Here is a 25,491-nt window from a genome sequence, read left to right on the forward strand (position 1 = left end):
CGTCAGACGCCCGAGACAGCCAGGTAACGGCTGATCCCGGCGCTGCTGCCTTGCCGCGGCGCGTAGTTGAACAGCGATTGCAGCGACTGCGCCGGCACGCCGTAATAGCTTTGCGTATCCGGTGTGCGCAGGATGTCGCGCGTCGTCTGCAGGCTCGCCAGCGAGCGTTCGAGCGACTTGCTGGCAAAGCTGAGCTCACCTTGCGGGCTCAGCGTGCGGTCGATCGCACTGCCGAGACTGCTGGCGGTATCGCTCAACAGCTTGGCGGCGCCTTCGGGAGCTGCCGCAAAGGTGCTGGCCAGTTTGTTCTGATCCACCGTCAGCTGGCCGTTGTTGTTGCGGGTGATGCCGATGTCCGCCAGGGTCAGCTGGTTGCGGCCGATGCCGCTCGTTGCGTTGGCGAGCTGGGTATCGAGCTGCGTCAGGCTGCGATTGATCAGCGAGTCGTCGCGCAAGGCGGCGGTACCCTGCTGCAGCTGGTTGACCGCGTTGACGAATTGCTCCGCCGACTGGCTGAAGGTTTTCTGGTCGCGTGCGACATTCAGCGTGGTCTGGCCCGTGCCGCGCAGTTCCAGTGTCAGCCCGGTGATCGCGTTGCCGGTGGTGTTGCCATTGCTGACGAAGCCGCGCCCGTCGATCGTCAGCTGCGCATTGCTCGCTGCCGTGGTCTCAGTCAGGTTGCGGCCATTGCCCGCCGTCGCGGTCGTATCGAAAGCCAGCTGCGATAGGCCGCTGCTGTCCGTATTCTTGCCATCGTTGTCGCTTACCGTCAGCCGCACCGTGTTGTTGCTGCCGGCCCGTGCTGCCGTGAGCTGCAGCTTTGCGCTGCCGTCATCGGCCGTGACGACGCTCGCGGTGACGCCGGCCTTCGCATTGTTGATGGCTGCCGCGATGCCGCCGAGCGTGCCGTTGCCACTCGTGATGTTGACCGTACTGCTGGAGGATGCGCTGAAGCCATTGCTGCTGGTGCTGCCGATCTCGATCTTCAGCGTGCCGCTGCCGACGATGGTGCTGTCGGCGTTGCTGACGGGCTGGCTTTGCAATACCTGCTGCGTGGCGAGCTGACTGACGCTGAGCTCGATGGCGGGGCTATCCTTGGCGGCTGTGCTCGCCGTGGCGCGAGCCACGTTCTCGTTGCTCGACGTCGCCCGCAAGGGTGCGACCGAATCGAGGCTGGAGAGTGACGAGAGGGTGGTGCGGAACGTGTCGAGGGCAGACCGCAGCTTACCCACATCGGAGAGACGGACCTGCGTGCTATCGACGGCGCGGTTGAGACTTTGATTGCTCCCGGCCGCCAGCAGACCGTTCCCTTGACCGCGTAAACGGCCAATTTCGCTGTCGCGCAACAAATCTGTCGGCTGGAGGACCCCATAAGGGTTGTAGAGGCCGACATACGCAGAGTTGATCGAGCCGATCATGCGATCGCTCCTGGACACGTTACCGCACTACAAAGTCTAGACGCTCGATGACGGTGAGGTGATTGATTTGACGCATTGAACGAAAATGGCCGATTGCCAAATGAAATCGGGCTGGATGCAGGGGGCTGTCTCTTGAAATCCTGCGGGCCGTTGATACCAACGCCGGTGAGGCCGGGCCAGCCATCGCTGTCGGATACGCTTTGGCCGCCCGTTTTGTGCTGCTTCGAATCGCTGCCGCCCACCCGGTCGCCCGCGCAGGAAGTTATCCCATGAGTGCTGGATGGTTTTCGTTATCTGGCGCCTCATTGAGTGGTTCCCGCCACGCGCCACGGCGCGTGTGACGCGAGTGGGGGCAAAAAACACATGCCCGCCAGATTCATCGTGGCGGGCATGTTGGTGGTGGCGAGTCAGCCGGCCGGCGGCTTCCAGTCGAACTCAGTGAGTCGTGGCTTGTGCCGCAGGGAGCGGCTGGGGCGCCTGCCACGGGAGCGGCACATCCTGGCCGTTGATGTCGAGCCGGCCCTTGGCCCAAGCCGCGGTGATGACCAGGGTCTGGCCTTCGTCGCGGATCAGCTTCTGCTCGATCAGGTTGGCGACCTGGCCCTGCACCAGTTGGCGCGCCAGGTTGTCCATCTCGGCTACCTGCTCCGGCGTCATGTCGCGGCCCGAGCGGCTGATCAGTACATTGCGCACGAGCAGGCGCACATAGGCCTCGACCACCGGTTTGGGCAGGCGCAGATCGGCGTGCGCCGAGATCTTGTTCAGCAACTGCACCGGCTGTTCCAGGTCCTGATCGACAAAGCCTGTCAGCTTGATGTCGCCCTTGGCCTTGACCTCACCCTCCGGCAGCTTGATGCTGAGTGACTTGAGCTGGAGTTCCGGGTCGTTGCGCAGCAGCGGCAGGCCGTTGTCCTTCAGTAGCGCCATGGCTTTGCCTGCGGCCTGGTCGTCGGTCAGCGCCTCGCGCTGCAGCTGGGTGATCGAGGCGTCGAGCTTGGCCAGCGTCGGCGCATGCAGGTGCCGCGCTGCGCCTTCGAGCGCTGCCGGGCCGTAGCGCTTGCCGTCGAGCAGTAAGGCGCCGAAATTGAGCTGGCCGTCGGCGTTGATGAAATCACCCTGCGCCGAGCTGACGGTGCGGTAGCTGATGTTTTCGAGCGTGGCGGCGAACGGTGTCGATTCCTTGATGTCGACGGCAACCGACTGCAGCGAGGCATGGCTGTCGCCGAGCAGCAGGCCGGCCACGCCGCGCGTCGTCGCGCCGCCAAAGCGCAATGCCTGGAGGTTGACGGTTGCCTTGCCCGCGGCATCGAGCGCCAGGCCGGGCATCTGGCCGTCGATGCGGAAGCGGTCGTAGCCACCGTTGTAGGCGAAGGTGGCGTTCAAGCCCTTCCAGCCGATCTTGATGCCGCTGATCGCCTCTTCGTAGTTGACGCTTGGCACGCGCACCGCGATTTCGCCGTCGTTGTTGAAGCCGACCCGGTTCTCGAACGACACCGGCGGCTGGTTGCCGAAGAAGGGTTTGAGCTTGGTCTTCATGTCGTCCGACAGCAGCAGCTCGGTCGTCACCACGGCCTTGTAGGGGCGCGGATCGAACTGGGCCAGCAGCGGGAAGGGGCCGTGCCTGACGTGCTGGCGATAGCTGAGCGTGATCGGCTGATAGGGCTTGTCGGCGTATTTGAGATAGAGCTGGTAAGGCCAGGTCAGGCTATCCGAGAGCTCCAGTGTGACCTCCTGCTCGGCCGAGAACCAGCCGCGATGGTAGGCCGCCGCCTTGATCTTGAAATAGGGCAGCTTGGAGAGTTGCTGCTCCTGTTCTTTCAGCGCACGCTCCGCTGAAATGCCCGCCCACCAGGCGGCGCCGGAATACACCAGTGCCACGCCGACCAAGCCGGCCCCGAGGCCGATTGCTACCCTACGATTAAGCGCCAAGCTGAACTTCCTGCGAACGTTGCGTTCTTGATGGGTTGAGCCCTGCCAGCGCAAAGCGCGAGGCGGCGGGCCGAAATTTCCGCAGCGAATATGTTATCAGAGAGGCCGCGCCCCCGGGCGAACGGTTTGCCTCTGCCGGCGGGGCGCGGGCTGGCGAGTGCTAACATGCAAGCTGTCCCACACACGATGCACTGATTGACGATGGAAAACGACCAAATCCACAACCTGATAGCCGATGCGATCGACGACCTGCAGCACGTGGCGGTGCTGTGGCAGATCGGCGTGATCGTTGCCAGCCTGGGCCTGGCCTGGGTATTGAGCCGGGCGATACGCGGCTGGTTCCGCTCCGACCAGCCGGGCTGGGAGGTCGGAGCTGCCGGTATCAACCGCGCCCTGTTCCCGATCACGGCCCTGATGTTCGTCCTGCTCGGCCGTAGCGTGCTGTCCCATTTTTTCAGCGTCAAGATACTCAAGGTCGCGGTGCCGCTGCTGCTGTCGATGGCGGCGATCCGCGTGGCCGTCTACATGCTGCGCTATATCTTTCCGCAGGGGCGCCTGGTCGCGCGCTTCGAGCGCTATATTGGCATCGTGGTGTGGGCCGCGCTGGCACTGCACATCATGGGCTGGCTGCCGGAGGTGCTGTCGGCACTGGATGACCTGGGCTTCAGTGTGGGGCGCCACCGTGTATCGCTGCTGATCATTCTTTCCAGCATCCTGTGGTTCTCGCTGACGCTGCTGTCGGCGATGTGGCTCGGCAGCTTCATCGAGCAGCGCGTGATGCAGGCGAGCGACCTCGATCTCAATATGCGCGTGGTGCTCACCAAGATCATCCGCGCCCTGTTGATCGTGGTCGGCGTGATGGTGGCGCTGCCGCTGGTCGGCATCGACATCACCATGCTGTCGGTGTTCAGCGGCGCGTTTGGCGTCGGCCTCGGCCTGGGGTTGCAGAAGATCGCGAGCAACTACGTGAGCGGCTTCGTGATCTTGCTCGATCGCTCGATCCGCCCGGGTGACTTCGTGGTCATCGACAACAGGGCCGGCAATATCACCCGGCTGACCGCGCGCTATGTGGTCGTCAAAGGGCTCGACGGCTCAGAAGCGATCATTCCAAACGAGACGCTGGTCACGCAGACGGTGGTCAACCGCTCCTACACCGATCGCAATACGGCGGTTGATATGGTGGTCCAGGTGGCGTACGAGAGCGACCTGCGCCAAGTGCAGCAGATCATGCTCGATGCGATCCGCGGCGAGCCGCGCGTGCTGGCCCAGCCGGGGCCGTCCGTCTGCCTGGAAACCTTCGCCGACAGCGGCGTCAACATGAAGGCGGTGTTCTGGATCAAAGACCCGGAGAACGGCCAGCTAGGACTCAAATCGAACATCAATTTCAAGATATGGGATGCCTTCAAACAGGCGGGGATTGAAATCCCCTACCCACGCCGCGACATACAGCTGCTTAACGCGGCGGAGTTGACGCAAGTCAATGCGCGATGACGCATTCGGATAAATCCGCATTGATGGAATGGCTTTACAAGATATAATTTCGCCATTAAGTCCGTGAGAAAAATAAGAATTTTCTAATGCGCAACGAAGTTGCGCTGTTTTACACTGTTGTCGGGTAGGCGAGCTTGCCTGCCATTTGAAGAAGGAATATGCATGGAATTCTTGAACGGCCTGATCGATCTCCCCTGGTGGGGCTATATCGTGGTCACCCTGGTGTTGACCCATATCACGATCGCATCGGTGACGATCTTCCTACACCGCCATCAAGCTCACCGTGCGCTGGATTTGCACCCGATCGTGAGCCATTTCTTCCGTTTCTGGCTGTGGCTGACCACGGGCCAGATCACCAAGGAATGGGCATCGATCCATCGCAAGCACCATGCGCGCTGCGAAACCGCGGAAGACCCGCACAGCCCGCAGATCTACGGCATCAAGAAAGTGTTCTGGGAAGGCGCCGAGCTCTATCGCGCAGCCGCCAAGGATAAGTCGATCATGGAGAAGTACGGCCATGGCACGCCTGACGACTGGATCGAGCGCAACCTGTATACCAAGTACAGCGCTTGGGGCCCGACCACTATGGCTATCATTGATCTCGCGCTATTCGGGCCGAACGGCATCTGGATGTGGGCCGTGCAGATGATCTGGATCCCCGTGACGGCTGCCGGCATCATCAACGGCATCGGCCACTACTGGGGTTACCGCAACTTCGAATGCGAAGATGCGTCGACCAACGTCCTGCCGTGGGGCATCATCATCGGCGGCGAAGAGCTGCACAACAACCATCACACCTTCGGCACTTCCGCCAAGCTGTCCAACAAGTGGTGGGAGTTCGATATTGGCTGGATGTACATCCGCATGATGGAGATCGTCGGTCTTGCCAAGGTACGCCGCGTCGCGCCTAGCGTGAAGGAAGGCGCTGCCAAGGCTGTTTGTGATGCCGACAGCCTGCAGGCCATCATCGCCAACCGCTACGAAATCGCGGCCAAGTACGCCAAGGAACTGAAGGCGACTGTCGCGGCCGAAATCGAGCGCGTCGGTGCCAACGTCAAGATGCCGCAAAACCCGGTCAAGCAGATGCGTGTGTGGCTCAAGCAGGATGCCAAGGATACGCCCGAGCAGGAAAAGCAGACGCTGCAAGCGCTGCTGGCCCAGAGCAAGGTGCTGGAAACGGTCTACCACATGCGCCAGGAGCTGACCGCGCTGTGGGAGCGTTCCTCGTCCTCCAAGGAGCAATTGCTCAAGCAGCTGCAGGACTGGTGCCATCGTGCCGAGGCGTCGGGCATCGAGCCGCTGCGTCAGTTTTCGCTGCGCCTGCGCTCGTTCGCCATGGCTTGAGCGCCGGACGATCCGCTATGATCAAGGGCCGGGTGCATACCCGGCCTTTTTTGTTGTCGGGCGCGATGGCCGCGCATCGGTATCGAGGCCAGACTATCTACTGCATGTCGTTGGGTGCATCGCTGCCATCCCCGGCCGCCGAGTGCAACTTCCCTGTGGTAGCGGGGCCTCGTATCATGAACAGGAGTGAAGCATGAGCATACAAAGAATCGACGTCGGCCCAAGGCTGTGCGAGATGGCGATACACAACGGCACGGCCTATCTGGCCGGGCAGGTGCCGGAAGATACCTCGCTCGATGCGCGGGGCCAGACAGCCCAGGTGCTGGGCTTTATCGATACGCTGTTGGCCCGTGTGGGCAGTGACAAGACGCGCATCCTCTCGGTCCAGATCTTTCTTGCCGACCTGGCGGACTACGACGCCATGAATCAGACCTGGGACGAATGGGTACCCCAGGGCCACACACCGGCCCGCGCCACGGTGCAGGCAAAACTGGCCAATCCGGCATGGAAAGTCGAGATCGTCGTCACCGCAGCGGTCTGATCGCTGCGGGCCTGCTGTGCGCCGCGAGCATCGCGTCGGCGGCGCCTGAGCGCTATGTGATCGACCCGGCCCATACCTACCCAGGTTTTGCCATTGGCCATCTCGGCATCTCGCAGCTGCGCGGGCGCTTCAACAAGACCACCGGCTGGATCGAACTGGATCGGCAGGCCAAGGCTGGCAGGCTGGATGTCACCATCGACGTGACCTCGCTCGATACCGGGTTGGCCCCGCGTGACCGGAATTTGCTGCAGGGCACGTTCGGCGCGGCGCTGTTCGATGCCGAACGTTTTCCGGAAATGCATTACCGGGCCGACAGGATGGTTTATGACGGCGATGTACCGGTAGCCATCGATGGCGAACTGACGCTGCTTGGCGTCACGCGGCCCGTCATGCTGGTGGTGCGGGGGTTCCAGTGTGCATTCAACCCCTTGCGCCTGGCGCAAGGCTGTGGTGCCCAGGCGACGGCGCGGCTCAAGCGCAGCGAATTCGGCATGCTCGGGCTGGAGAGCTGGATTGCCGATGAAGTCGATCTCGTCATCGATGTCGAGGCCTACCCGGAAACCCTGCCGACCGCAGGCCGTGCGCGATGATCGTGCGCGGGCTTAAACGATCTCGACCTTGCCCGACCCCGGTATGCTCTCGACCAGTTGCCAGCCGCATAGCGTCGATGGCGTGAAATAGCCACCCGTGGCCGGCGGCTGCGCCAGCATGCGTTGGATGACCGTCAGCGAGCCGTCGATGGTGAGCTGGTAACCGTTTGCTGTGCGGACTCGCGCAACTTTGACCTGGCCGGCTGCGTTGCGGGCCTCCCCCCAGACGTGGGTGGGCGTGTTGCGTCGCATCGCTTCACCCGGGCCCTGCACCCGCCGCTCGACCATCGTCTTCAGCAGCCGCTGGACCATGCCCCAGCGCATCAACGGGCGCAGCAGATTGAGGCGCCGCATCTGCGCGATGGCGTGCGGCGGTGTTGCCATGTACACCTCGATATTGGGGACGCCGGTACTGTAATAGGCCGTGGCGACATCCCCCCACGGGATGGTCGATGCCATCAACACTCCGCCGCCGAAGTCGATTTCGCGCGTCTTGTAGGCAAACGGCACAGTCGTCACCCGGCCGTTCTTGCGCACCTTGCCGCCGAGCGCCATGCCCTCGACCGAGGTCTTGGCGGTGCCTGGCGAGAGGCGGCTCTTCGAGGCGAAGCCCAGCGCCAGCTCGGTGGCATCCGGCAGCGCCTCTTTCAATGCGCTGGCCACGCAGTCGGTCGGGATGACATCGAAGCCGACACCGGGGCAGAGCACCACGCCGGCAGCCTGCGCAGCGGCATGCTTGCTGTGGGCGTATTCGAACACGCCGATCTCGCCGGTGATGTCGAGGTAGTGCACGCGGTGCTTGAGGCAGGCCGAGATCATGGCCTGGCTCGTGGCCGAGAACGGGCCGGCGCAGTTGAGCACGAGCCCGATGCCGGCCAGTGCCCGGTCTACCGCCTGTTCATCGTCGAGGGGGAAGATGCGTTTCTCGCAGCCAAGCTGGCGGGCAAGCTCGGCGATGGCGCCGTCGCGCCGGCCGGCAAGTATGGGCTTCATGCCCAGGTGTACTGCCTGCTTTGCGATCAGGCTGCCGGTGTAACCGTTGGCGCCGTAGATCATCCACGCTTGCATCGTTCCCTTCCTCCTGGTTGTTCGTGTCGTCGCCCGGATTGCCGCCCCGGCCCCGTGGTGTCGACGTTTTCGCCTAACGCCCCATCACATTCAGGCCACAGATACGGATGGTTTCACCGGTGACGCCCACCGCCTCCGGGCGCACGAGAAACGCGACCAGCTCGGCTACATCGCGCGGCTGGCCAGCCTGGCCCAGCGCGTTGAAGCGGCGGGCGATCTCGCGCACGGCGAAAGGCATCTGGGCCGTCATCGGCGTATCGATGAAGCCCGGCGCCACGGCATTGATGGCCGCGCCACGTTCGGCAAGCTTGCCCGCCATGGCGCGCACGTAGCCGACGATGCCTGCCTTCGCTGTAGCATAGTTGGTTTGGCCGGCATTGCCCGCCAAGCCGGAAATCGACGACAACATGACGATGCGCGCATGGGGTGCCAGATGCCGCTCAAGCATGGCCTCGGTAACGCGCATGGCCGCATACAGATTCACGTCCAGTACGGTCTGCCAATCCTGCCGCGACAGGTTGCGGAAGGTGCGGTCGCGTGTGACACCCGCATTGTTGACCAGCACGTCGATACCGTCCGCAAACGGTATCAGCAACGGGGCCAGTTGTTTGCCCACGTCTGGCGCTGCCAGGTCGAGCTCGATCGCATGCCCGCCGAGCTCCGCCATGCGGGCCCCCAGTGTGGCGCCACCGGGCCGATCCAGGCCGATCACGCGCATGCCCTCTTCGGCCAGGCGCTGGGCAATGGCGAGGCCGATGCCCTGGCCCGCGCCGGTGACGAGCGCCGTCTGCCGGTCGAGCGATCGTTCAGTGGGGGCACGCTCGCCGCCTAACATGCCCGACACGTTGATGACCTGCCCGGACACATAGGCCGAGCGCCGCGATGCCAGGAAGGCCAGCCACGGCGCCAGGCTGGGGGCGGCGCCAGGCGCTGCAGACAGCACGTTGACGGTCGAACCCTTGCGGCCGATTTCCTTGGCAAGGCTGCGGCAAAAGCCGGTGATCGCTTCGGCGACTACAAAGGCATCGGGGTCGTCGCGATAGGCCGTCACGAAGATCACGCGGCTGTTTGGCCCGAGCGTCGAGAGGCGAGGGCAGAGCAGGCCGTAGAGATCGGCCAGATTGTCGGCGCTGGCCCAGCCCGACACATCGACCACCAGCGCCTCGCGCAACGGGCCGCCCTCAGGGGTGCCACGCTCGCCGAACAGCGCGGGCTGCGCTTCGGTGGCTGCCTGCAGCATGGGGCCGCACAGGATGGCACGGAGCGGGAGCTCGGCCATCTCGGCCGTGCGGAACGGGCCGTCGGCACGCAATAGCTCGGTCGCTATCGGCAGCGGCAGTCCGATGGCGCGCAACATGCGCAGCCAGCGCGGATTTACGGGGGGCGATAGGTGGTCCATGTGGTCTCGGTGTCGGGTCGGTTGTGGGGGCTCAGTCGGCAATCCTGTTGTGTGCCGTTACCTGCGGGCACCCAGGCCGGGCAGGCATTGCCCGTGGCGGCGCGTGCATCGTCACTTAGGCAGTTCCCCAACTTGAGCGCCGATGCGAGGCGCGGGTAGTATCGGCTGGCGTTGGCAGGCTCTACTGCCTGACGCTACCGCTTTCTTTCGACATCGGATGCCAGTGTAGCAGACCCGCCCGTGGCTGCTGACGGCATTGCGCAAGGATTCCCGCACGCTATGCAATCCCAGCGAAAAGCCTATCTGTACGGTCTGTCGGCCGTGCTCTGCTGGTCCACGGTGGCCACCGCGTTCAAGCTGAGTCTTGCGCACCTTTCCCCGGCGCAGCTGGTGCTGCATGCCAGCGCGACGTCGGCATTGTTCCTGGTGGGCTGGCTGGTGCTGCGTGGGCGCGGTGCCGAGCTGCTGGCTGGTATCCGTAGCGATTGGCGCAGCTCGCTGCTATTCGGCGCGCTCAACCCCTGCATCTACTATCTGGTGCTGTTTCAGGCCTACAGCCGGCTGCCGGCACAGGAGGCGCAGGCCATCAACTACACCTGGGCGCTCACCATGGCCCTGCTATCCGTGCCCATCCTCAAGCAGCGGCTCAGGGCTTTTGACCTGCTGGCCGCCGCCTGCTGTTATCTGGGCGTGCTGACCATCGCCACCCACGGGCGGCCGTTTTCGCTCGAATTTTCCAACCTCGGCGGGGTGGCGTTCGCACTCGGCAGCACCCTGCTATGGTCGGCTTACTGGCTGTTGAATACGCGTGATCGGCGCGAACCCTTGCTCGGGCTCGCGCTCAATTTCCTGTTCAGCCTGCCGTTGATCGCGGCGTGGTGCGCCTGGCGTGGAGAGCTGGCCTGGCCGGCCTGGCAAGGCTTGGCGGGTGCCGCCTATGTCGGCGTGTTCGAGATGGGGCTGACTTTCGTGCTGTGGCTCAACGCGATGCGCCTGACCCGCAGCGCGGCGCGCATCTCCAACCTGATCTTTCTTTCGCCGCTGCTGTCGCTGTTCCTGATCCACTTCTTCGTGGGCGAGCCTATCCTGTCGTCGACGCTGGTCGGCCTCGGGCTGATTCTCGGTGGGCTCGCCTTGCAGCAATTGGGCGCACGCAGCGAGCAGGTGGCCGGCTGATCGGCTGTTACACCACCAAGGGCGGCTCGTCGAGTGCAGCCATCTGTTCGCGTAGCGCGAGGATGTGGTCCTGCCAGAAGCGTTGCGTGTTGAACCAGGGAAACGCCGCCGGAAAGGCCGGGTCTGGCCAGCGCCGCGCGAGCCAGGCTGCGTAGTGCATCAGACGTAGCGTGCGCAGCGGCTCGATCAGACTGAGCTCGCGCTCGTCGAAATCGCTGAACTGGGTGTAGCCATCGAGTATTACGCCGAGCTGGCGCTGCTGGACCGAGCGTTCGCCACTGATCAGCATCCACAGGTCCTGAATGGCCGGCCCCATGCGGGCATCGTCGAAATCGACGAAATGCGGGCCGTCGGGCGTCCACAGGATGTTGCCTGGGTGGCAGTCGCCATGCAGGCGCAGCGCCGTGATGGCGCCGGCATCCGCCCAGCGTTGCGCAAGCCTTGCCAGCAGCTGTTCGGCCAGCGTCTGGTAGGGCAGGCGCAATTCGGGCGGCAGGAAGTCGTGTTCGAGCAGATAGGTGACCGATTCCGCACCAAAACTCGCGACATCGATGGCTGGTCGATGCTGGAACGGCATCACACGGCCGATCGCATGGATGCGGCCCATGAAGCGGCCCAGCCATTCGAGCGTGCCTTCGTCTTCAAGCTCGGGCGCGCGCCCCGCCCGGCGGGGGCTTAGCGAGAAACGAAAGCCCTGGTGGACGAACAGGGTCCTGCCTTCGTGCACGAGTGGTGCCACCACGGGGATTTCGTTTTCGGCCAGCTTGAGCGTGAACGCGTGCTCTTCGTGGATGGCCTCGTCGGACCAGCGCCCAGGCCGGTAAAACTTGGCGATCAGCGGCGGGCCTTCTTCCTGGCCGACCTGGTAGACGCGGTTCTCATAACTGTTCAGCGCCAGCAGGCGGCCGTCGCAACGAAAGCCGGTGGCATCGACCGCGTCGAGTAGTGTGTCCGGCGTCAGGGCATCATAGGGGTGAGCGGTTTCCATGGCGGCATTCTACGCGCCCCAGCGCAACAACGGGGCTTATCGCCGCGCTTTGGCGTGCCAGCCGAATTGAGGTTGAAAATAATCGGGCAGGCCGTCGCGGAAGGGTGGATAGGCCTCGCCCTCGATCAGCGGCTGCAGCTGGCGGCGGCCGGCGACGCTGAGGTGAAAGCCTTCTTCGTCGAGAAACTCGCGCGGCAGCAGCCGGTCGCCGGTGATGACCTGCGCGAGCGGCACCGGGACGATGTCCCAGCGGTAAGGCGCATCGGCCAGACGGCGGATGGCTGGCATGAAGTCGCGCTGGCCCGCCAGGGCAAGTTCGATCGCCGCGCGGCCGACGGCCTCGGCCTGGGCGCAATCGGTGGCCGAGGCAAGATGGCGCGCGGCGCGCTGCAGGTAGTCAGCCACCGCCCAGTGGCATTTGTAGCCCAGCCGACTGGTCAAAAGTCGTGCCAGCAGCGGGGCGATGCCGCCCAGTTGGCGGTCGCCGGCCGCATCGCGCTCGCCGATCGCGTGTATCGGCTGGCCGTCGGCGTCGGCCAGACCCTCGGCGACGGCGATCGAACAGTAGCCGATGGTGTCCACCGTCGCTTGCACCTTGGCCAGGAAGCGGACCTCATCGAACGCGATCTCGGGGCACAGCAGCAGGTGGGGGCCTTCTTCCGGTGCCCGCGAGGCCAGGCCACATGCGGCGGTCAGCCAGCCGGCATAGCGGCCCATGGTTTCGAGGATGAACACCTTGCTCGAACTGCGCGACATCGAGGCCAGATCGAGGCTGGCTTCCTGGATGGCCGTCGCCAGGTATTTCGCGGTCGAGCCGAAGCCGGGGCAGCAGTCGGTATGCGGCAGATCGTTGTCGATGGTCTTGGGAATGTGGGCCGTGATCAGCGGATAGCCGGCCGCCCGCGCCGCCCGCGCGATGTCGAGGCAGGCATGGGCGGAGCCGCCGCCGCCGTTGTAAAAGAAGTAGCCGATGTCGTGGGTGCGGAACACATCCAGCAGGCGGGCCAGGTCTGCGTCGTTCAGCACGTGACGGCAGGCACCGAACGCACCGCCCGGCGTGCAGGCCAGACGCGCGAGGTCGTCGCTGGTGAAGGCGCCGGTGTCGAACAGCATGTCATCGAGCGCGCCGAGCACGCCATCGTGCGCGGCGAACAGCTTGCCCGGCTGCTGCAGCTTGCGCCATGCGCGTATCAACCCGACGGCAGAGGCATTGATGACGCTGGTGACACCGCCGGCCTGGGCGTAGATGGCATTCACTGCGCTCATGTCGCATCCTCTCTTGGCTGATGCAACAGTTGTAACCGTGGCGTGGGCCGCTGGCAAGCGGGCAAAGAAAAACGCCTCACCCAGGGGGGAGGCGTTTGCGTGCTGCGTCGGTGCCCGATCAGGCGCCGAGTGCCTGGAACACCGCGTCGCGAATCGCGTCGACCGAGCCCACGCCGGCGACCTTGACGTACTTCGGTGCGTCGGCCGCACCGCTGTCGGCGATCTTCGAGTAGTAGCCGACCAGTACTTCGGTCTGCTCGTGGTACACGGCCAGACGCTTCTTCACGGTTTCTTCCTGGTCGTCGTCACGCTGAACCAGGTCTTCGCCGCTGTCGTCGTCCTTGCCTTCCACCTTGGGCGGATTGAACTTGACGTGGTAGGTGCGGCCCGATGCCGGGTGCACGCGACGGCCGCTCATGCGCTCGATGATGGCGCTGTCGGGTACGTCGATCTCGACCACGAAATCCAGCGCCACGCCGGCTTCGCGCATCGCGTCGGCCTGCGGGATGGTGCGCGGGAAGCCGTCGAACAGGAAGCCATTGGCACAGTCGGCCTGCTGGATGCGTTCCTTGACCAGGCCGATGATGATGTCGTCACGCACCAGGCCGCCGGCATCCATGATCTTCTTGGCTTCCAGGCCAAGCGGGGTGCCGGCCTTGACGGCCGCGCGCAGCATGTCGCCGGTGGAGATTTGCGGAATGCCGAACTTGTCGCAGATGAACTTGGCTTGCGTGCCCTTGCCCGCGCCCGGTGCGCCCAAAAGGATCAGTTTCATGTGTTTTCCCTGTTGTTACGGGACGTTGCCGTCCCATTCTCTTTAACCTGTAGCGTTATGGCCTTGCCAGCCGGCGAGCCGGCGGATCTGGCTATGGTTTTACTGATCGTGCATCCCGGCCACGAGGGCGCGGACCCGTTCCAGGTCTTCTGCCGTATCCACGCCCGGTGCTGGGGCTGAGGCGGCGATATGGACGCTGATCGGGTGGCCATGCCACATCACGCGCAATTGCTCCAGCGCCTCATACTGCTCGATGGCGCAGGGCGCGAGCGAGCGGTAGGTACGCAGGAAATGGGCGCGATAGGCATAGATGCCGATGTGCCGGAAGACCGGTAGGCCGGCCGGCAGGGCTTCGCGGTTTTGGGCGAAGGCATCCCGTGCATACGGGATAGGGGCGCGGCTGAAGTACAGCGCGCGGCCAGCGTGGTCAAGCACGACTTTGACCACATTGGGGTTGAATAGGTGTTCCGCCTCGTCGATGGCATGGCAGGCGGTGGCCATGGGGGCCTCGGGATGCTCGGCGAGCTGGCGTGCCACGGCGTCGATCAGCGCCGGGTCGATCAGCGGCTCGTCACCCTGCACGTTGACGACGATGGTGTCGTCGGGCAGTGCCAGCTTGTCGGCTACCTCGGCCAGCCGGTCGGTACCGGAGGCGTGGTCGGGCGAGGTCATCACCGGCTCGAAGCCACAGCCACGCACCGCGTCGGCGATGCCAGCGTGGTCGGTGGCGACATACACGGCGCGCGCGGCCGACAGCCTGGCACGCTCGGCCACGCGCACGATCATCGGCTTGCCGCCGATATCGAGCAGCGGCTTGCCGGGCAGGCGCGTGGAGGCATGTCGCGCCGGGGTGACGACGATGAATTCGGTCATGGAGATGCCGCCCTGCTTACACTTCTTCTTCTGCAGGCAGCTGGCGCGCTTCTTCTTCCAGCATCACGGGGATGCCGTCCTTGAGCGGGAAGGCAAGGCGATCGGCCTTGCAGACGAGTTCGGATTCCGCCTTTTTGTACACGAGCGGGCCCTTGCAGATCGGGCAGACGAGAATTTCAAGCAGCTTGGGGTCCATGCATCTTCCTCAGTGTATCGGCGACGAACTGGGCCAGGTCTGGCTCCACTTCTGCCGACACCGGTAAGGCCCAGATTCTAGCATCTTTTGCGCCGCAACATTTAACCGCGTCTTTTTCCGTCAACAAGATAGCGTCGGCGTCGGGGAAGGCCAGGTCCGACGGCGCATAGGCGTGGTGATCGGGAAATGCATGGCATTCCGCCTCGATGCCGAGCCGTTTGAGATGGTCAAAAAAGCGTTGTGGATTGCCGATGCCGGCCACCGCCACCACACGCATGCTCTGGAAATGGCTGGCGCTGGCGCAGAGTGCCGGATCGGCGAGGTTGGTGAAGCGCTCACCCTGCAGGCGCATGCGAAAACGGGGGGTGGAGGCCGGCGTGGCGACCTCTGCCTGCCCGTTCAGCACGACGGCCGACACCCGGCGCAGGCGCCGGTACGGCTCGCGCAGCGGGCCGGCAGGCAGCAGCAGGCCGTTGCCGAAAGCGCGCGCCGTATCGACCACGCACAGCTCGATGTCGCGCTGCAGGCGATAGTGCTGCAGCCCGTCATCGCAGACCAGGATGTTGCAGCTCGGGTGCTCGGCCAGCAGCGCCCGGCCTGCGGCCGCCCGGTCGCGGCCGACGAACACCGGGCAGCCGGTGCGCTGGGCCATCAGCACCGGCTCGTCGCCGACGTCGGCTGGCGCCGAGGCTGGCGTTACCGCGGCGATACCGCGAATCTGGCCACCATAGCCGCGGCTGATGATGCCTGGCCGATAACCGAGCTGGCGCAAGCCCGCCACCAACGCGATCGTGAGGGGGGTCTTGCCCGCGCCGCCGACCGTGATGTTGCCGACCACCACGACCGGCACCGGCAGTTTCACCGACTGTTTCCAGCCGGCCTGGAACAGGCCACGGCGTATGCTGGCGACGGCGCCGAACAGCAGCGTCAGCGGCAGCAATGGCAGAGTGAGCGCGGAAGTACGGTACCAGAGCCGTTCGATGGCAGACATGGGGCGGGTGGAGGGGGAAAGCCCGAAGCATAAAACAAAACCGCCCACGAGGGGCGGCTTGTCCTGCGCGACCGGGCCTTGCTTACTGGCCGGTGGATTGCGTCGCGAAAGTGATGCGGGCGAAACCGGCGAAGCGCGCGGCCTCCATGACATTGACCACCGACTGGTGAGTGGCCTTGGCATCGGCGTTGATGATGATGACCGGGTCCTTCTGGGCGCCGGCGGCTTTCTTCATCTCGACGCTGAAGGCTTCCGGGCTCTGGAAGGCAATCAGGGCGTTGTTGATCATGTAGCGACCGTTCGCATCCACCGCGACGTCGAGCTCGGCAGGCTTGTCTGCGGGCTTCTCGGCATCGGCCTGCGGCAGGTTGATCTGCATTTCGGCGTAGCGCGAGTAGGTGGTGGTGACCATCAGGAAGATCAGGATCACCAGCAGCACGTCGATCAGCGGAATGAAATTGATCTCCGGCTCTTCGTGCAGCTTGCCTTTGCGGAAATTCATGGCTGGCTCCGCTTAGATCTTGCGTTCGCCATGGACGACTTCGACGAGCTTGATCGCCTGCTGTTCCATATCCACGGTCAGCGAATCGATCTTGCCCTTGAAGTGGCGGTAGAAGCCCATCGACGGCACGGCCACGACGATGCCCATGGCGGTGTTGTAGAGCGCCACCGAGATGCCGTGAGCGAGCACGGCCGGGTTGTTGCCGGTAGGCGCTTGCGAACCGAAGATCTCGATCATGCCGATCACGGTGCCCAGCAGGCCCATCAGCGGCGACAGCGACGCGATGGTGCCAAGCGTGGTGAGGAAGCGCGACAGGTCGTGCACTACGGCCGAGCCAGCTTCTTCGATCGACTCTTTCATCACGTCGCGCGAGCTGTTGACATTGCGCAGGCCCGCCGCGAAGATGCGGCCCAGTTGCGAGCCGTGGCCCAGCTTGGTGAGCATTTCCTGGCTCACGCCGCCCGAGCGGTAGTCCTGCACCACCTTGTTCAGCAGGCCCTTGGGCGCGACGACGTCGTTGCGCAGCGACAGCAGGCGCTCGATGATGATGGTGACGGCGGCGATCGATGCCAGAATCAGTGGATAGATGGGCCAGCCGGCGGCCTGGATGATGGATAACACGGTGACTCCGTTCCTCGCGAATTCGTTGATACGCTTGGCGCAACGGCGGCCAGGCGCTTGTTTCAAGGGTGCTAACTTTAGCCGGTCGGTGTGGCTTCGGCAAGTATGCACTTGTCAATATTTGCCGCCTGCCGGCGCGCTGTGGATACCTTGGTGGGTTTATCGTGCCAGGCTTGTAAGAAATGTGGATAAGTTTGTGGATTGACACGGAGAAAACCGCTCCCGGCCTGGCCATATCGGCAGACTGGTCCGTTTTTAGAGTGTCAATTCTAAAATAATCCTAGGTAAAACAAATCTTTACCGGTGTTGGCTTGCGCCTGCGGCAGCGATTGCGCTCAGGCGGCACGGACGCCGGGTTGTGGATGAATCCCCGTGGCCTCATTGGATAATGCAAGTCGGGTGCTCAGCGTATCCGAGCTCAACCGCAGCGTTCGGGCACTGCTCGAACAGAATCTCCCGCTGGCCTGGGTGGGGGGGGAAATCTCCAACCTGACCATCGCGGCGTCCGGCCACTGGTATTTCTCGCTCAAGGATGCGCAGGCCCAGGTGCGCTGCGTGATGTTCCGGCACAAGGCAGCCCTGCTCGACTTCCGCGCGACGGAGGGCATGCAGGTCGAGGTGCGTGCGGTGCCCGGGCTCTACGAGGCGCGCGGCGAATTTCAGCTCGGCGTCGAGTTCATGCGCCGTGCCGGCCTCGGTGCGCTGTTCGAGGCATTCGAGCGGCTCAAGGCCAAGCTGCAGGCCGAGGGGCTGTTCGACGCGGGGCTCAAGCGGGCGCTACCGCGTTTCCCGCGGCGCATCGGCATCGTCACCTCACCGGCTGCCGCGGCGCTGCGCGATGTGCTGACCACCCTGAAGCGGCGCATGCCCAGCCTTCCCGTCGTGCTCTACCCGTGCCAGGTGCAGGGGGTAGAGGCCCCGGCACAGATCGTGCGGGCGATCGAGGCGGCAAGCCGGCGCGGCGAGTGTGATGTGCTGATTGTCTGCCGTGGTGGCGGCGGCATCGAGGACCTGTGGGCGTTCAACGACGAGGCGGTGGCGCGCGCCATCGCCGGCTGTGCGATGCCGGTGGTGGCTGGGGTCGGGCATGAAACCGATTTCACCATCGCCGATTTTGTGGCCGACCACCGGGCGCCGACGCCGACCGCGGCCGCCGAGCTGGTCAGCCCCAACCGCGAGGCCCTGTGCGCCCATCTGGATCAGTTGCAGCGGCGCCTGGCACGCGACATGGAGCGGGGCCTGGCGCTGCGCGCGCAACGCGTGGATTACCTGTCGCGGCGGTTGGTGCACCCGGGCCAGCGCCTGGCACAACAGGCGCGTGACCTCGATGCGCTGCAGCTGAGGATGGCCTGTGCCGCTGGTGGCCTGCTCGCGCGAGCCGAGCTGCGGCTCGCCAATGCGCAACGCCGTTACCGGATGGTCCGGCCTGCTGTCGCGGCCGGCCAGTTGCGCGTCGAGCAGCTGGCGGCGCGTCTTGCGCGCGGCTGGCACCATCTGCACGAGCAGCAGGTGGCGCGGCTGGCCTCGTGCCAGGTCCAGCTCAAGCAATTGAATCCGCAGGCAGTGCTGGAGCGCGGCTACAGCATAGTGCGCGACATCGACGGCCGCGTGGTGCGGGCTGCAGGCGATGTCCAGCCGGGCGAGCTGCTGCGGCTGACGCTGCACCAGGGCTGGCTCGACGCGCAGGTGCTGGCGGGCAGCCGGGAGCCCTGAGCCGGGGAGCGCCTGGCGTGGTGGTGCAGGGCGAGGGCGTTCAGCTGCCGATGAAGGCGCGATAGCGGTCCGCCGTCGCGCCGGGCTGCTCCAGCATCGGCAGGTGGCCGACGCCCGGCAGGATGACCACCTTGGTGGGTACCTGCTTCAGGCCCTGCTGCAGCACCGGCACGCTGGATACGTCCAGCACCTTGTCCTGGTCGCCCCACACGATCAGCGTCTTGGCCTTGATCTTGGGCAGCTCGGGTTCGAGCGGCAGCTGCTGGTCCCACAGCTCCTTGAATATCTTGCGATTGAACTCGCGGTGGTCGTAGGACTTCTGCGCGAAGTAGTGCTTCATGAAGTCGGGCAGATAGGGCGGGTCGGCGAAGATCAGCTTGAGGAAATCGCCGTAACGTTCCGGGTCGTCGATGATCAGCATGTTCTTGCCGCTCGACACGGCTTTCAGGAACGGCGATTGCGTCGGGCTGTTGATGCCGGCGGTGTCGAACAGCGCGAGGCTCTTCACGCGGTCGGGGTAGGTGGCGGCGAACCACGCCGCGATGTAGCCGCCCATCGAGTTGCCTACCAGGTGGGCCTTGGCGATGCCCTGTTGATCGAGCAGCTGGCGAATCCGCTCGACCTGCCTGGGAATGCTGTAGGACGCCGTGGTGATGCGGCTCGAATCGCCAAAACCGGGCAGGTCGGGGGCGATGACGTGGTAATCCTTGGTCAGATAGCGCGAGAAGCGCGTCCAGTTGTCGGCATCGCCGCCAAAGCCGTGCAGCATCACGATCGGCTCGCCGGTACCACCTTCCAGGTAGTAGACGATGTGGCCGTCGATCTCGGTATGCTTGCGTTCCAGCCCCGAGAGCGTGCGCTCGAGCCCGAGCGCGGCCTGTACCGATTGCTCGGAGCTGCAGCCCTCAGTATTGAGCAGGCTCATGGCGATCAGCGATGCCGTGACGATGCGTAGCAACATGGGTGTTGTCCGACAGGTTGGGTTGCCTGAATTGTAGCCCTGATGCGGTTCTGCGCGGAAGTGAAAATATTGACGTTGGCATTTTTTGTGGCCATGTAACTGCGGTGCACCATACCCAATGCTTGCCCATGGAACCATTGCCGTGCGCGGCCGGGCCACCGTCTGGCCGCCCCCGCCGCGCGAACTTTGCCCGGGGCTGATATGCTGTGCGGCCCGAGGAGTGAACCAGATGCAATTCGAACACATCGTCGTCATCAACGACCCGAACAACCCGATGCTGGCTGACCTGAGTCCGAGCCAGATATGGCAGGGCCTGGTCATGCGCGTCGAGGCGCCGCAGCTGTTTCTTGACAACGTCGAGCGCGTCACCATCGAGGAACGCGGCGACAGCCTGATCGTGCGCGAGATGCAGCTGGGTAAGCTGCTGGTGCGTGACCGCATCCACCTCGAGCCTGCCCGCCGCATGCATTTCGAGACCGAGCCGTCCGAGCTGCACGGTGGCGGCAAGCTGACCGTAACGCTCGAGAGCCCGGCCGCGGGCACGCTGCTGCTACGCTTTGCCTATGAGACGCCGCACGACGATACCGCCGATACCGAGGACGCCAAGCTGCTCGGCTATCTGAAGGCAGCCTACCGTGCCAACGATGTCGATGCGGTGCGCAAGATCCGCGAACTGGCCGAAGCGGGCAAGCTCGGCGATTGAGCAGAAACGAACCGCGAGGCGGTTCCATTCAGGAGTAGATGATGAAAAAACACGGTAATACCATCAAGCCACGCGATGTTGCGGCCATGGCGCTCGCCCATTGCCGGGGCGGGGCGCACGACAAATCTCCGGGTGCGAAACGACAGGCGGCGAGGCGCGATCTCGCACGGGAAATGGCGGCCCTCAACGGCCGGCGCAACAAGGGCTCGCAAGAGCCCTTTTTCATGGCCGCGTGACAGGCTTTCAGGGCGGCGGCGTGGAAGGCTAAAATGGCACGACAAGGAGGATGTGCTGTATGAGAACAATCGGTGTGATCGGCGGCATGAGCTGGGAATCCAGCCAGCTTTACTATCGTCTGCTCAACCAGAAGGTGAAGGAGCGCATGGGCGGCTTGCACTCGGCCAAGCTGCTGATGTCCTCGCTCGATTTCGCGGAGCTCGCCGCGATGCAGGAAGACGGCCACTGGCACCAGATCGGCGTCAAACTCGCGCATGAGGCGCGGCGGCTGGAGCTGGCCGGGGCCGACTGCATCCTGGTCGCGGCCAATACCATGCACAAGGTCGCCGACCAGATCGAGCACGTGCTGACCGTGCCGCTGATCCATATCGCGGATGCCACGGCCCAGGCCGTCAAGATGCGCGGCATCCGTCGCGTCGGCCTGCTCGGCACCAAGTACACCATGGAGCAGGAGTTCTACGCCGGCAGGCTGACCATGCAGCACGGGCTCGACGTGCTGGTGCCGACGGTGGAGGACCGCGAGCTGATCCACCACGTGATCTACCAGGAGCTGTGCCAGGGTCGTTTCGATGGCGCCTCGCGCCGGCATTTCATCGAGATTATGCAGGAGCTCGTCCGGCGCGGCGCGCAGGGCATCATCCTGGGCTGCACCGAGATCGGCCTGCTGATCACGCAGGACGACAGCGCCGTGCCGCTGTTCGATACCGCGCAGCTGCATGTCGAGGCCGCCGTGGAGTTCGCGCTCGAGCACATGCCGCGCTGACTTGCGTGTTTCCCGCACAGACAGCGGTGTCGCACCCGTGCTCCAATGCGGCACCATGAATCAGCCTCGACAACAGGAATTCTGGCGCGGTGCGCGCGATACCTTTGCCATGATGGTGGCGGCGGCGCCGTTCGCCGTCATTTTTGGCACGCTGGCCGGCAGCGCCGGCCTGTCGCTCGCGCAGGCGCAGGCGATGTCGTTGGTGATGTATGCCGGCTCGGCGCAGTTCATCGCCGTGTCGTTGTTCGCCTCGGGCACCGGCCTCGCGGTGATGTGGCTCACCACGCTGGTGGTCAATCTGCGCCACCTGCTGTATGCCGCCACGCTGTTGCCGCATGTGCGGCACCTGCCGCAGCGCTGGCTGGTGCCGATGGGCTTCTGGCTCACCGACGAGACCTTCGCCGTGGTCAACCACCGCTACAGCGAGGCCGGCTCGCGCGAGTACGCGCACTGGTACTACGTCGGTGCGGCGCTGCCCTTCTATCTGAACTGGAATGCCTGGACGCTGCTCGGCCTCACTATCGGCCAGCTGTTCCCGGGGCTGGCGAAGATGGGGCTCGATTTCGCCATGTCGGTGACCTTCATCGGTATCGTCGTGCCCTCGCTCAGGAATCGCCCGATGCTGGCCGCCTCGCTCTCGGCCGGCCTGGTCGCGCTGCTGGCCCATGCGTGGCCCTACAAGCTCGGCCTGATGGCCGCCGCCGCGGCTGGCGTCGCGGTCGGCCTGCTGCTGGAGAAGCGCCAATGAACTACTGGCTCGCCATCGTCGGCATGTCGCTGATCACCTTCGGCATCCGTTACGCGCTGTTCGCCTTTGCCGCCAGTGTGCGCTTTCCGCCGACGCTGGAACGCGCGCTGCATTACGTGCCGCCGGCCGTGCTGTCGGCCATCGTTTTCCCGGCCGTGCTGATGCCCGACGGCCATACCCTGGCGCTCGGCTGGCGCAACCCCTACCTGATCGGCGCAGTGGTTGCCATCACCGTCAGCGCGCTGACGCGCAAGCTGCTGCTGACCACCATCGTCGGCATGGCGGTATTCTTCGTGTGGAAGATGGCCGTGGCTTAGCCCGGCTCGTCGTCCGGCAAGGCCGGCGGCGGCAGTTCGTCGCGTTGCCCCAGGCGCTGCCGCATGAAGTCGCGCAGCGCGTATTCGATCTGCGCGTTGACGCTGCGCAACTCGGCCTCCGCCAGGCGTTCATACCAGTCGAGCAGGCTCGCATCGACGCGCAACGCAAACCCCTTCTTGCCGCCCTTGCTCATCAGTTGTACAGCGTCCCGGTATTGACGACGGGTTGGGCGTCCTTGTCGCCACACAGCACCACGAGCAGATTGCTGACCATCGCGGCCTTGCGCTCGTCGTCGAGCTCCACCACCTGCTTTTCGGAGAGCGATTTCAAGGCGGACTCGACCATGTCCACCGCACCGTGCACGATCTTCTGCCGCGCGGCCAGCACGGCCTCAGCCTGCTGGCGGCGCAGCATCACGCCAGCGATCTCGGGGGCATAGGCAAGATGGGACAGGCGCGCGTCATCGATCGCGATGCCGGCCTGTTCGACATGTTTCTGGATCTCCGCCACGAGGCAGCGCTGGATTTCCTCCGGGCTGCCGGACAGCGAGGCGTCGCTGTCCTCGGGGTTATCGTAGACGTACTCGCGCGCCAGGTGGCGGATAGCCGATTCGGCCTGAATTGCGATGTAGTTCGCATAGTCGTCGACCTCGAAGACCGCCTTCGCGCTGTCCTCCACCCGCCACACGATCACGGCGCCGATCTCGATCGGGTTGCCGCGCTTGTCGTTGACCTTGAGCGTCTGGCTGGCGAAATTGCGCCGGCGCAGCGAGACCTTGCGCTTGCTATAGAACGGGCTGCTCCAGCGCAGGCCTTCGGCCGTCACCGTGCCGACATACTTGCCGAACAGCGTCAGCACGGCCGATTCGTTGGGCTGCAGCATGTACAGGCCCGGCGCGACAACGAGCAGCGAGAGCACCGCCAGCGCAATGCCGATGATTGGCGTGCCGGCCAGCAACAGATAGGCGGCGCAAAGCTGCGCCAACAGCAGAAATACGAGGGCGGCAATGCCAGAAAGGCTGCCGGTGTCCTTGTCGCTACTTGCCATGATGGCTCCATTTGATATCAGAGTGATATCACTCTAGTGCTGAAAAATGGCAAATGCAAGTGCGACCTGCGCAGGCTCCCCGCTCGGGGAACCGCTAGCCGGCCAGCCAGTGCTCGATGTGGCGGCGGACTTCGGCGGCCAGGTCGGGGCGCAGGCAGTCGATTTCAACCGTGTCGCCCATGCCGCGAAGCCAGGTCAGCTGCCGCTTGGCGAGCTGGCGCGTGGCAAAGATGCCCTTGTCGCGCATCGTCGCGTAATCGACCTCGCCTTCGAGGTATTCCCAGGCCTGGCGGTAGCCGACGCAGCGCATCGACGGCAGGCCGGCGTGCAGCGCCGGGTAATGGGCGCGCAGTCGCTGCATCTCGTCGAGAAAACCCTGTTCCAGCATCTGGTCGAAGCGCTGCTCGATGCGCTGATGCAGCACCGCGCGCTCGGACGGCACCAGCGCGAGTTTCAGCAGCCGGTAGGGCAGCGGTGTGCTGGTCTGGCGCGCAAGCAGCGCCGACATCGGCTCGCCGCTCAGGCGGTGGATCTCGAGCGCGCGCTGGATGCGCTGGCTGTCGCCGGGCTGCAGCCGCGCCGCGGTCTCGGCATCGACCTTGGCCAGCTCGGCGTGCATCGCCGGCCAGCCGCGCACGGCGGCCTCGGCATCGAGCTCGGCGCGCACGGCGGGGTCGGCCTGCGGCAGTTCGGACAACCCCTCCTGCAGCGCCTTGAAGTACAGCATGGTGCCGCCGACCAGCAGCGGCACCTTGCCGCGCGCGGTGATCTCGGCCATCAGCGCCAGCGCGTCGCCGCGAAATTGCGCTGCCGAGTAGCTATCGGTTGGGTCGATGACGTCGATCAGGTGGTGCGGTGCGCGTTCGAGCGTGGCCGCGTCGGGCTTGGCGCTGCCGATGTCCATGTCGCGGAACACCAGCGCCGAGTCGACGCTGATCAGTTCCAGCGGCAGGGTTTGCACGAGTTCGACCGCCGCGCCGGTCTTGCCGCTCGCGGTGGGGCCCATGAGAAAGATGGCGGGAGGGTGTGTCATGTCAGGCGTCGCAACAACTGGCTAATGGACATCGCCACCGCAACCGAGAGCGCGATGGCAGGCAGGAAGGCCCAGCCGCCGAGGGGTTCGAGCAGGCTGGCGAGCAGCATGGAAAAGGCGCCGAGCCCGGTCATGCCGGCGCCGAAGCCCTTGAGCTGCACCAGCAGCGCGTCGCGGCCCGCGTTGGCGAGCGTGAACGCCGGCATGACCGAGCTGGCCACCGGGAACACCGTCAGTACGCCGGTCAGCGACGAGCCGATGCGCGTGGCGACGGCAGTGAGCCCGATCACCAGCAGCAGCGCCGCCGCCATGCGCGCCGCGAGCTCCAGCTTGGGCAGATGGGCGCCGCGCGGCGTGGCCGATGGCTTGGGTATCGCCAGCGTGCCGGCAATCAGTACTACGATCGCGCCGATACCGAGCCAGGCCTGGCCGATCAGGCCCGATTCGCTGAACGCGATGCCGACCGCGAGAAAGCCCAGCCAGCCGGCCAGCAGGCTCGCGAGCCAGCCGCGCCGCGCGCTGACCCAGGCCATCAGCAGCAGGTGGGCCGTGATCGCCCACAGGCCGGCCGGGATCGCGCGCGCCGAGGCGGCGGCAAAGCTCGCGCCGTGCTGCAGCCACAGCGCCGCGACGATCGGGCCGGCGACCAGCGGCAGCCCGCCGAGCAGGCCGGCCACGGCTTGTCCCCAGCGCTTGCCGGCGAGGCTGGCGAGCCCGATGAACAGCGGGGCGCCGAAGAATTTGATGACGAGGACTTCCATGATGCGTTTCTACTCGAATTCTGGCCGTTGCCGACCGGG

General features: G+C 64.9%; 28 protein-coding genes. 11 read left to right on the forward strand and 17 right to left on the reverse strand.

Annotated elements, in window-relative coordinates:
- Nucleotides 1-2 precede the first annotated feature (2 nt).
- The gene (gene fliD, locus ABWL39_RS17145) at nucleotides 3-1,418 is read right to left on the reverse strand and encodes a flagellar filament capping protein FliD (protein ID WP_367794097.1); all 1,416 of its coding nucleotides are present in this window, start codon (nucleotides 1,416-1,418) and stop codon (nucleotides 3-5) included.
- Nucleotides 1,419-1,853: 435 nt separating this feature from the next.
- Entirely contained in the window at nucleotides 1,854-3,347 is a 1,494-nt protein-coding gene (locus ABWL39_RS17150; RefSeq protein ID WP_367794100.1) for a YdgA family protein, read from the reverse strand.
- A gap of 201 nt (nucleotides 3,348-3,548) precedes the next feature.
- Here ABWL39_RS17150 and ABWL39_RS17155 point away from each other — a divergent pair, with 201 nt between their 5' ends.
- The 4 genes from ABWL39_RS17155 to ABWL39_RS17170 all read left to right on the forward strand — a co-directional run bounded on the left by ABWL39_RS17155 (nucleotide 3,549) and on the right by ABWL39_RS17170 (nucleotide 7,313).
- Nucleotides 3,549-4,838: a mechanosensitive ion channel family protein gene (locus ABWL39_RS17155; RefSeq protein WP_367794103.1), complete on the forward strand. Its 1,290-nt coding sequence runs from the start codon at nucleotides 3,549-3,551 to the stop codon at nucleotides 4,836-4,838.
- A 162-nt stretch (nucleotides 4,839-5,000) separates the two neighbouring features.
- Nucleotides 5,001-6,182 carry a fatty acid desaturase gene (locus tag ABWL39_RS17160; RefSeq protein WP_367794106.1) on the forward strand — a complete coding sequence of 394 codons (1,182 nt, stop codon included), beginning with the start codon at nucleotides 5,001-5,003 and terminating at the stop codon, nucleotides 6,180-6,182.
- A 193-nt stretch (nucleotides 6,183-6,375) separates the two neighbouring features.
- The gene (locus tag ABWL39_RS17165) at nucleotides 6,376-6,723 is read left to right on the forward strand and encodes a RidA family protein (RefSeq protein ID WP_367794108.1); all 348 of its coding nucleotides are present in this window, start codon (nucleotides 6,376-6,378) and stop codon (nucleotides 6,721-6,723) included.
- On the forward strand, nucleotides 6,687-7,313 hold the full coding sequence (locus ABWL39_RS17170) for a YceI family protein (RefSeq protein WP_367794111.1): 627 nt from the start codon (nucleotides 6,687-6,689) through the stop codon (nucleotides 7,311-7,313). The genes ABWL39_RS17165 and ABWL39_RS17170 overlap by 37 nt, the downstream gene beginning before the upstream one ends.
- Before the next feature lie 12 nt (nucleotides 7,314-7,325).
- Here ABWL39_RS17170 and ABWL39_RS17175 read toward each other — a convergent pair whose 3' ends face one another.
- Both ABWL39_RS17175 and ABWL39_RS17180 read right to left on the reverse strand, forming a co-directional pair.
- Nucleotides 7,326-8,381 carry a trans-acting enoyl reductase family protein gene (locus ABWL39_RS17175; protein ID WP_367794114.1) on the reverse strand — a complete coding sequence of 352 codons (1,056 nt, stop codon included), beginning with the start codon at nucleotides 8,379-8,381 and terminating at the stop codon, nucleotides 7,326-7,328.
- A 73-nt stretch (nucleotides 8,382-8,454) separates the two neighbouring features.
- Nucleotides 8,455-9,780 carry a 3-oxoacyl-ACP reductase gene (locus tag ABWL39_RS17180; protein WP_367794117.1) on the reverse strand — a complete coding sequence of 442 codons (1,326 nt, stop codon included), beginning with the start codon at nucleotides 9,778-9,780 and terminating at the stop codon, nucleotides 8,455-8,457.
- A gap of 279 nt (nucleotides 9,781-10,059) precedes the next feature.
- Between ABWL39_RS17180 and ABWL39_RS17185 the strand changes: the two genes are divergently transcribed.
- Nucleotides 10,060-10,956 carry a DMT family transporter gene (locus tag ABWL39_RS17185; protein WP_367794120.1) on the forward strand — a complete coding sequence of 299 codons (897 nt, stop codon included), beginning with the start codon at nucleotides 10,060-10,062 and terminating at the stop codon, nucleotides 10,954-10,956.
- 7 nt (nucleotides 10,957-10,963) lie between these two features.
- On the opposite strand, the gene ABWL39_RS17190 is transcribed toward ABWL39_RS17185, so the two are convergent.
- The 8 genes from ABWL39_RS17190 to ABWL39_RS17225 all read right to left on the reverse strand — a co-directional run bounded on the left by ABWL39_RS17190 (nucleotide 10,964) and on the right by ABWL39_RS17225 (nucleotide 17,168).
- Nucleotides 10,964-11,944 carry a serine/threonine protein kinase gene (locus ABWL39_RS17190; RefSeq protein ID WP_367794123.1) on the reverse strand — a complete coding sequence of 327 codons (981 nt, stop codon included), beginning with the start codon at nucleotides 11,942-11,944 and terminating at the stop codon, nucleotides 10,964-10,966.
- 36 nt (nucleotides 11,945-11,980) lie between these two features.
- The gene (locus tag ABWL39_RS17195; RefSeq protein WP_367794125.1) at nucleotides 11,981-13,210 is read right to left on the reverse strand and encodes a 6-phosphofructokinase; all 1,230 of its coding nucleotides are present in this window, start codon (nucleotides 13,208-13,210) and stop codon (nucleotides 11,981-11,983) included.
- Between the two features lie 118 nt (nucleotides 13,211-13,328).
- Entirely contained in the window at nucleotides 13,329-13,985 is a 657-nt protein-coding gene (adk, locus tag ABWL39_RS17200) for an adenylate kinase (RefSeq protein WP_367794128.1), read from the reverse strand.
- Between the two features lie 99 nt (nucleotides 13,986-14,084).
- Entirely contained in the window at nucleotides 14,085-14,858 is a 774-nt protein-coding gene (kdsB, locus tag ABWL39_RS17205) for a 3-deoxy-manno-octulosonate cytidylyltransferase (protein WP_367794131.1), read from the reverse strand.
- Between the two features lie 16 nt (nucleotides 14,859-14,874).
- Nucleotides 14,875-15,054, reverse strand: a complete 180-nt coding sequence (locus ABWL39_RS17210; protein ID WP_367794134.1) for a Trm112 family protein — start codon at nucleotides 15,052-15,054, stop codon at nucleotides 14,875-14,877.
- The gene (lpxK, locus tag ABWL39_RS17215) at nucleotides 15,035-16,045 is read right to left on the reverse strand and encodes a tetraacyldisaccharide 4'-kinase (protein ID WP_367794137.1); all 1,011 of its coding nucleotides are present in this window, start codon (nucleotides 16,043-16,045) and stop codon (nucleotides 15,035-15,037) included. The genes ABWL39_RS17210 and lpxK overlap by 20 nt, the downstream gene beginning before the upstream one ends.
- An 82-nt stretch (nucleotides 16,046-16,127) precedes the next feature.
- Entirely contained in the window at nucleotides 16,128-16,547 is a 420-nt protein-coding gene (locus tag ABWL39_RS17220; protein ID WP_367794140.1) for an ExbD/TolR family protein, read from the reverse strand.
- Between the two features lie 12 nt (nucleotides 16,548-16,559).
- Nucleotides 16,560-17,168 carry a MotA/TolQ/ExbB proton channel family protein gene (locus ABWL39_RS17225; RefSeq protein WP_367794143.1) on the reverse strand — a complete coding sequence of 203 codons (609 nt, stop codon included), beginning with the start codon at nucleotides 17,166-17,168 and terminating at the stop codon, nucleotides 16,560-16,562.
- A 366-nt stretch (nucleotides 17,169-17,534) separates the two neighbouring features.
- On the opposite strand from ABWL39_RS17225, the gene xseA reads away from it, so the two are divergent.
- Nucleotides 17,535-18,881, forward strand: coding sequence for an exodeoxyribonuclease VII large subunit (xseA, locus tag ABWL39_RS17230; RefSeq protein ID WP_367794336.1), 1,347 nt, complete (start codon nucleotides 17,535-17,537; stop codon nucleotides 18,879-18,881).
- A gap of 40 nt (nucleotides 18,882-18,921) precedes the next feature.
- Here xseA and ABWL39_RS17235 read toward each other — a convergent pair whose 3' ends face one another.
- Nucleotides 18,922-19,842 carry an alpha/beta fold hydrolase gene (locus tag ABWL39_RS17235; RefSeq protein ID WP_367794146.1) on the reverse strand — a complete coding sequence of 307 codons (921 nt, stop codon included), beginning with the start codon at nucleotides 19,840-19,842 and terminating at the stop codon, nucleotides 18,922-18,924.
- Nucleotides 19,843-20,071: 229 nt separating this feature from the next.
- On the opposite strand from ABWL39_RS17235, the gene ABWL39_RS17240 reads away from it, so the two are divergent.
- Genes ABWL39_RS17240 through ABWL39_RS17260 form a run of 5 tightly spaced genes read left to right on the forward strand, consistent with a single transcriptional unit; the run spans nucleotide 20,072 to nucleotide 22,610 of the window.
- Complete coding sequence (locus tag ABWL39_RS17240; protein WP_367794149.1) at nucleotides 20,072-20,545, forward strand: SRPBCC family protein; 474 nt, start codon at nucleotides 20,072-20,074, stop codon at nucleotides 20,543-20,545.
- Nucleotides 20,546-20,583: 38 nt separating this feature from the next.
- A complete protein-coding gene (locus tag ABWL39_RS17245; RefSeq protein ID WP_367794152.1) occupies nucleotides 20,584-20,781 on the forward strand; it encodes a hypothetical protein in 198 nt (65 codons plus the stop codon).
- Between the two features lie 59 nt (nucleotides 20,782-20,840).
- A complete protein-coding gene (locus tag ABWL39_RS17250; protein ID WP_367794155.1) occupies nucleotides 20,841-21,545 on the forward strand; it encodes an aspartate/glutamate racemase family protein in 705 nt (234 codons plus the stop codon).
- A gap of 55 nt (nucleotides 21,546-21,600) precedes the next feature.
- Nucleotides 21,601-22,293 (forward strand): AzlC family ABC transporter permease, encoded by a 693-nt coding sequence (locus ABWL39_RS17255; RefSeq protein WP_367794158.1) that lies wholly within the window; start codon nucleotides 21,601-21,603, stop codon nucleotides 22,291-22,293.
- Nucleotides 22,290-22,610 (forward strand): AzlD domain-containing protein, encoded by a 321-nt coding sequence (locus tag ABWL39_RS17260; protein WP_367794161.1) that lies wholly within the window; start codon nucleotides 22,290-22,292, stop codon nucleotides 22,608-22,610. Before ABWL39_RS17255 ends, ABWL39_RS17260 begins: the two co-directional genes overlap by 4 nt.
- Here the strand turns inward: ABWL39_RS17260 and ABWL39_RS17265 are convergent.
- The 4 genes from ABWL39_RS17265 to ABWL39_RS17280 form a co-directional block, all read right to left on the reverse strand.
- Nucleotides 22,607-22,804 (reverse strand): Arc family DNA binding domain-containing protein, encoded by a 198-nt coding sequence (locus tag ABWL39_RS17265; RefSeq protein WP_367794164.1) that lies wholly within the window; start codon nucleotides 22,802-22,804, stop codon nucleotides 22,607-22,609. The two genes, ABWL39_RS17260 and ABWL39_RS17265, sit on opposite strands and share 4 nt — an antisense overlap.
- Complete coding sequence (locus tag ABWL39_RS17270) at nucleotides 22,804-23,658, reverse strand: SPFH domain-containing protein (RefSeq protein ID WP_367794166.1); 855 nt, start codon at nucleotides 23,656-23,658, stop codon at nucleotides 22,804-22,806. Before ABWL39_RS17270 ends, ABWL39_RS17265 begins: the two co-directional genes overlap by 1 nt.
- Before the next feature lie 94 nt (nucleotides 23,659-23,752).
- On the reverse strand, nucleotides 23,753-24,691 hold the full coding sequence (miaA, locus tag ABWL39_RS17275; protein ID WP_367794169.1) for a tRNA (adenosine(37)-N6)-dimethylallyltransferase MiaA: 939 nt from the start codon (nucleotides 24,689-24,691) through the stop codon (nucleotides 23,753-23,755).
- Entirely contained in the window at nucleotides 24,688-25,452 is a 765-nt protein-coding gene (locus ABWL39_RS17280; RefSeq protein ID WP_367794172.1) for a hypothetical protein, read from the reverse strand. Before ABWL39_RS17280 ends, miaA begins: the two co-directional genes overlap by 4 nt.
- Nucleotides 25,453-25,491: the final 39 nt, after the last annotated feature.

The organism is Chitinivorax sp. PXF-14 (genome assembly GCF_040812015.1).
In the GTDB taxonomy this organism is placed as follows: domain Bacteria; phylum Pseudomonadota; class Gammaproteobacteria; order Burkholderiales; family SCOH01; genus JBFNXJ01.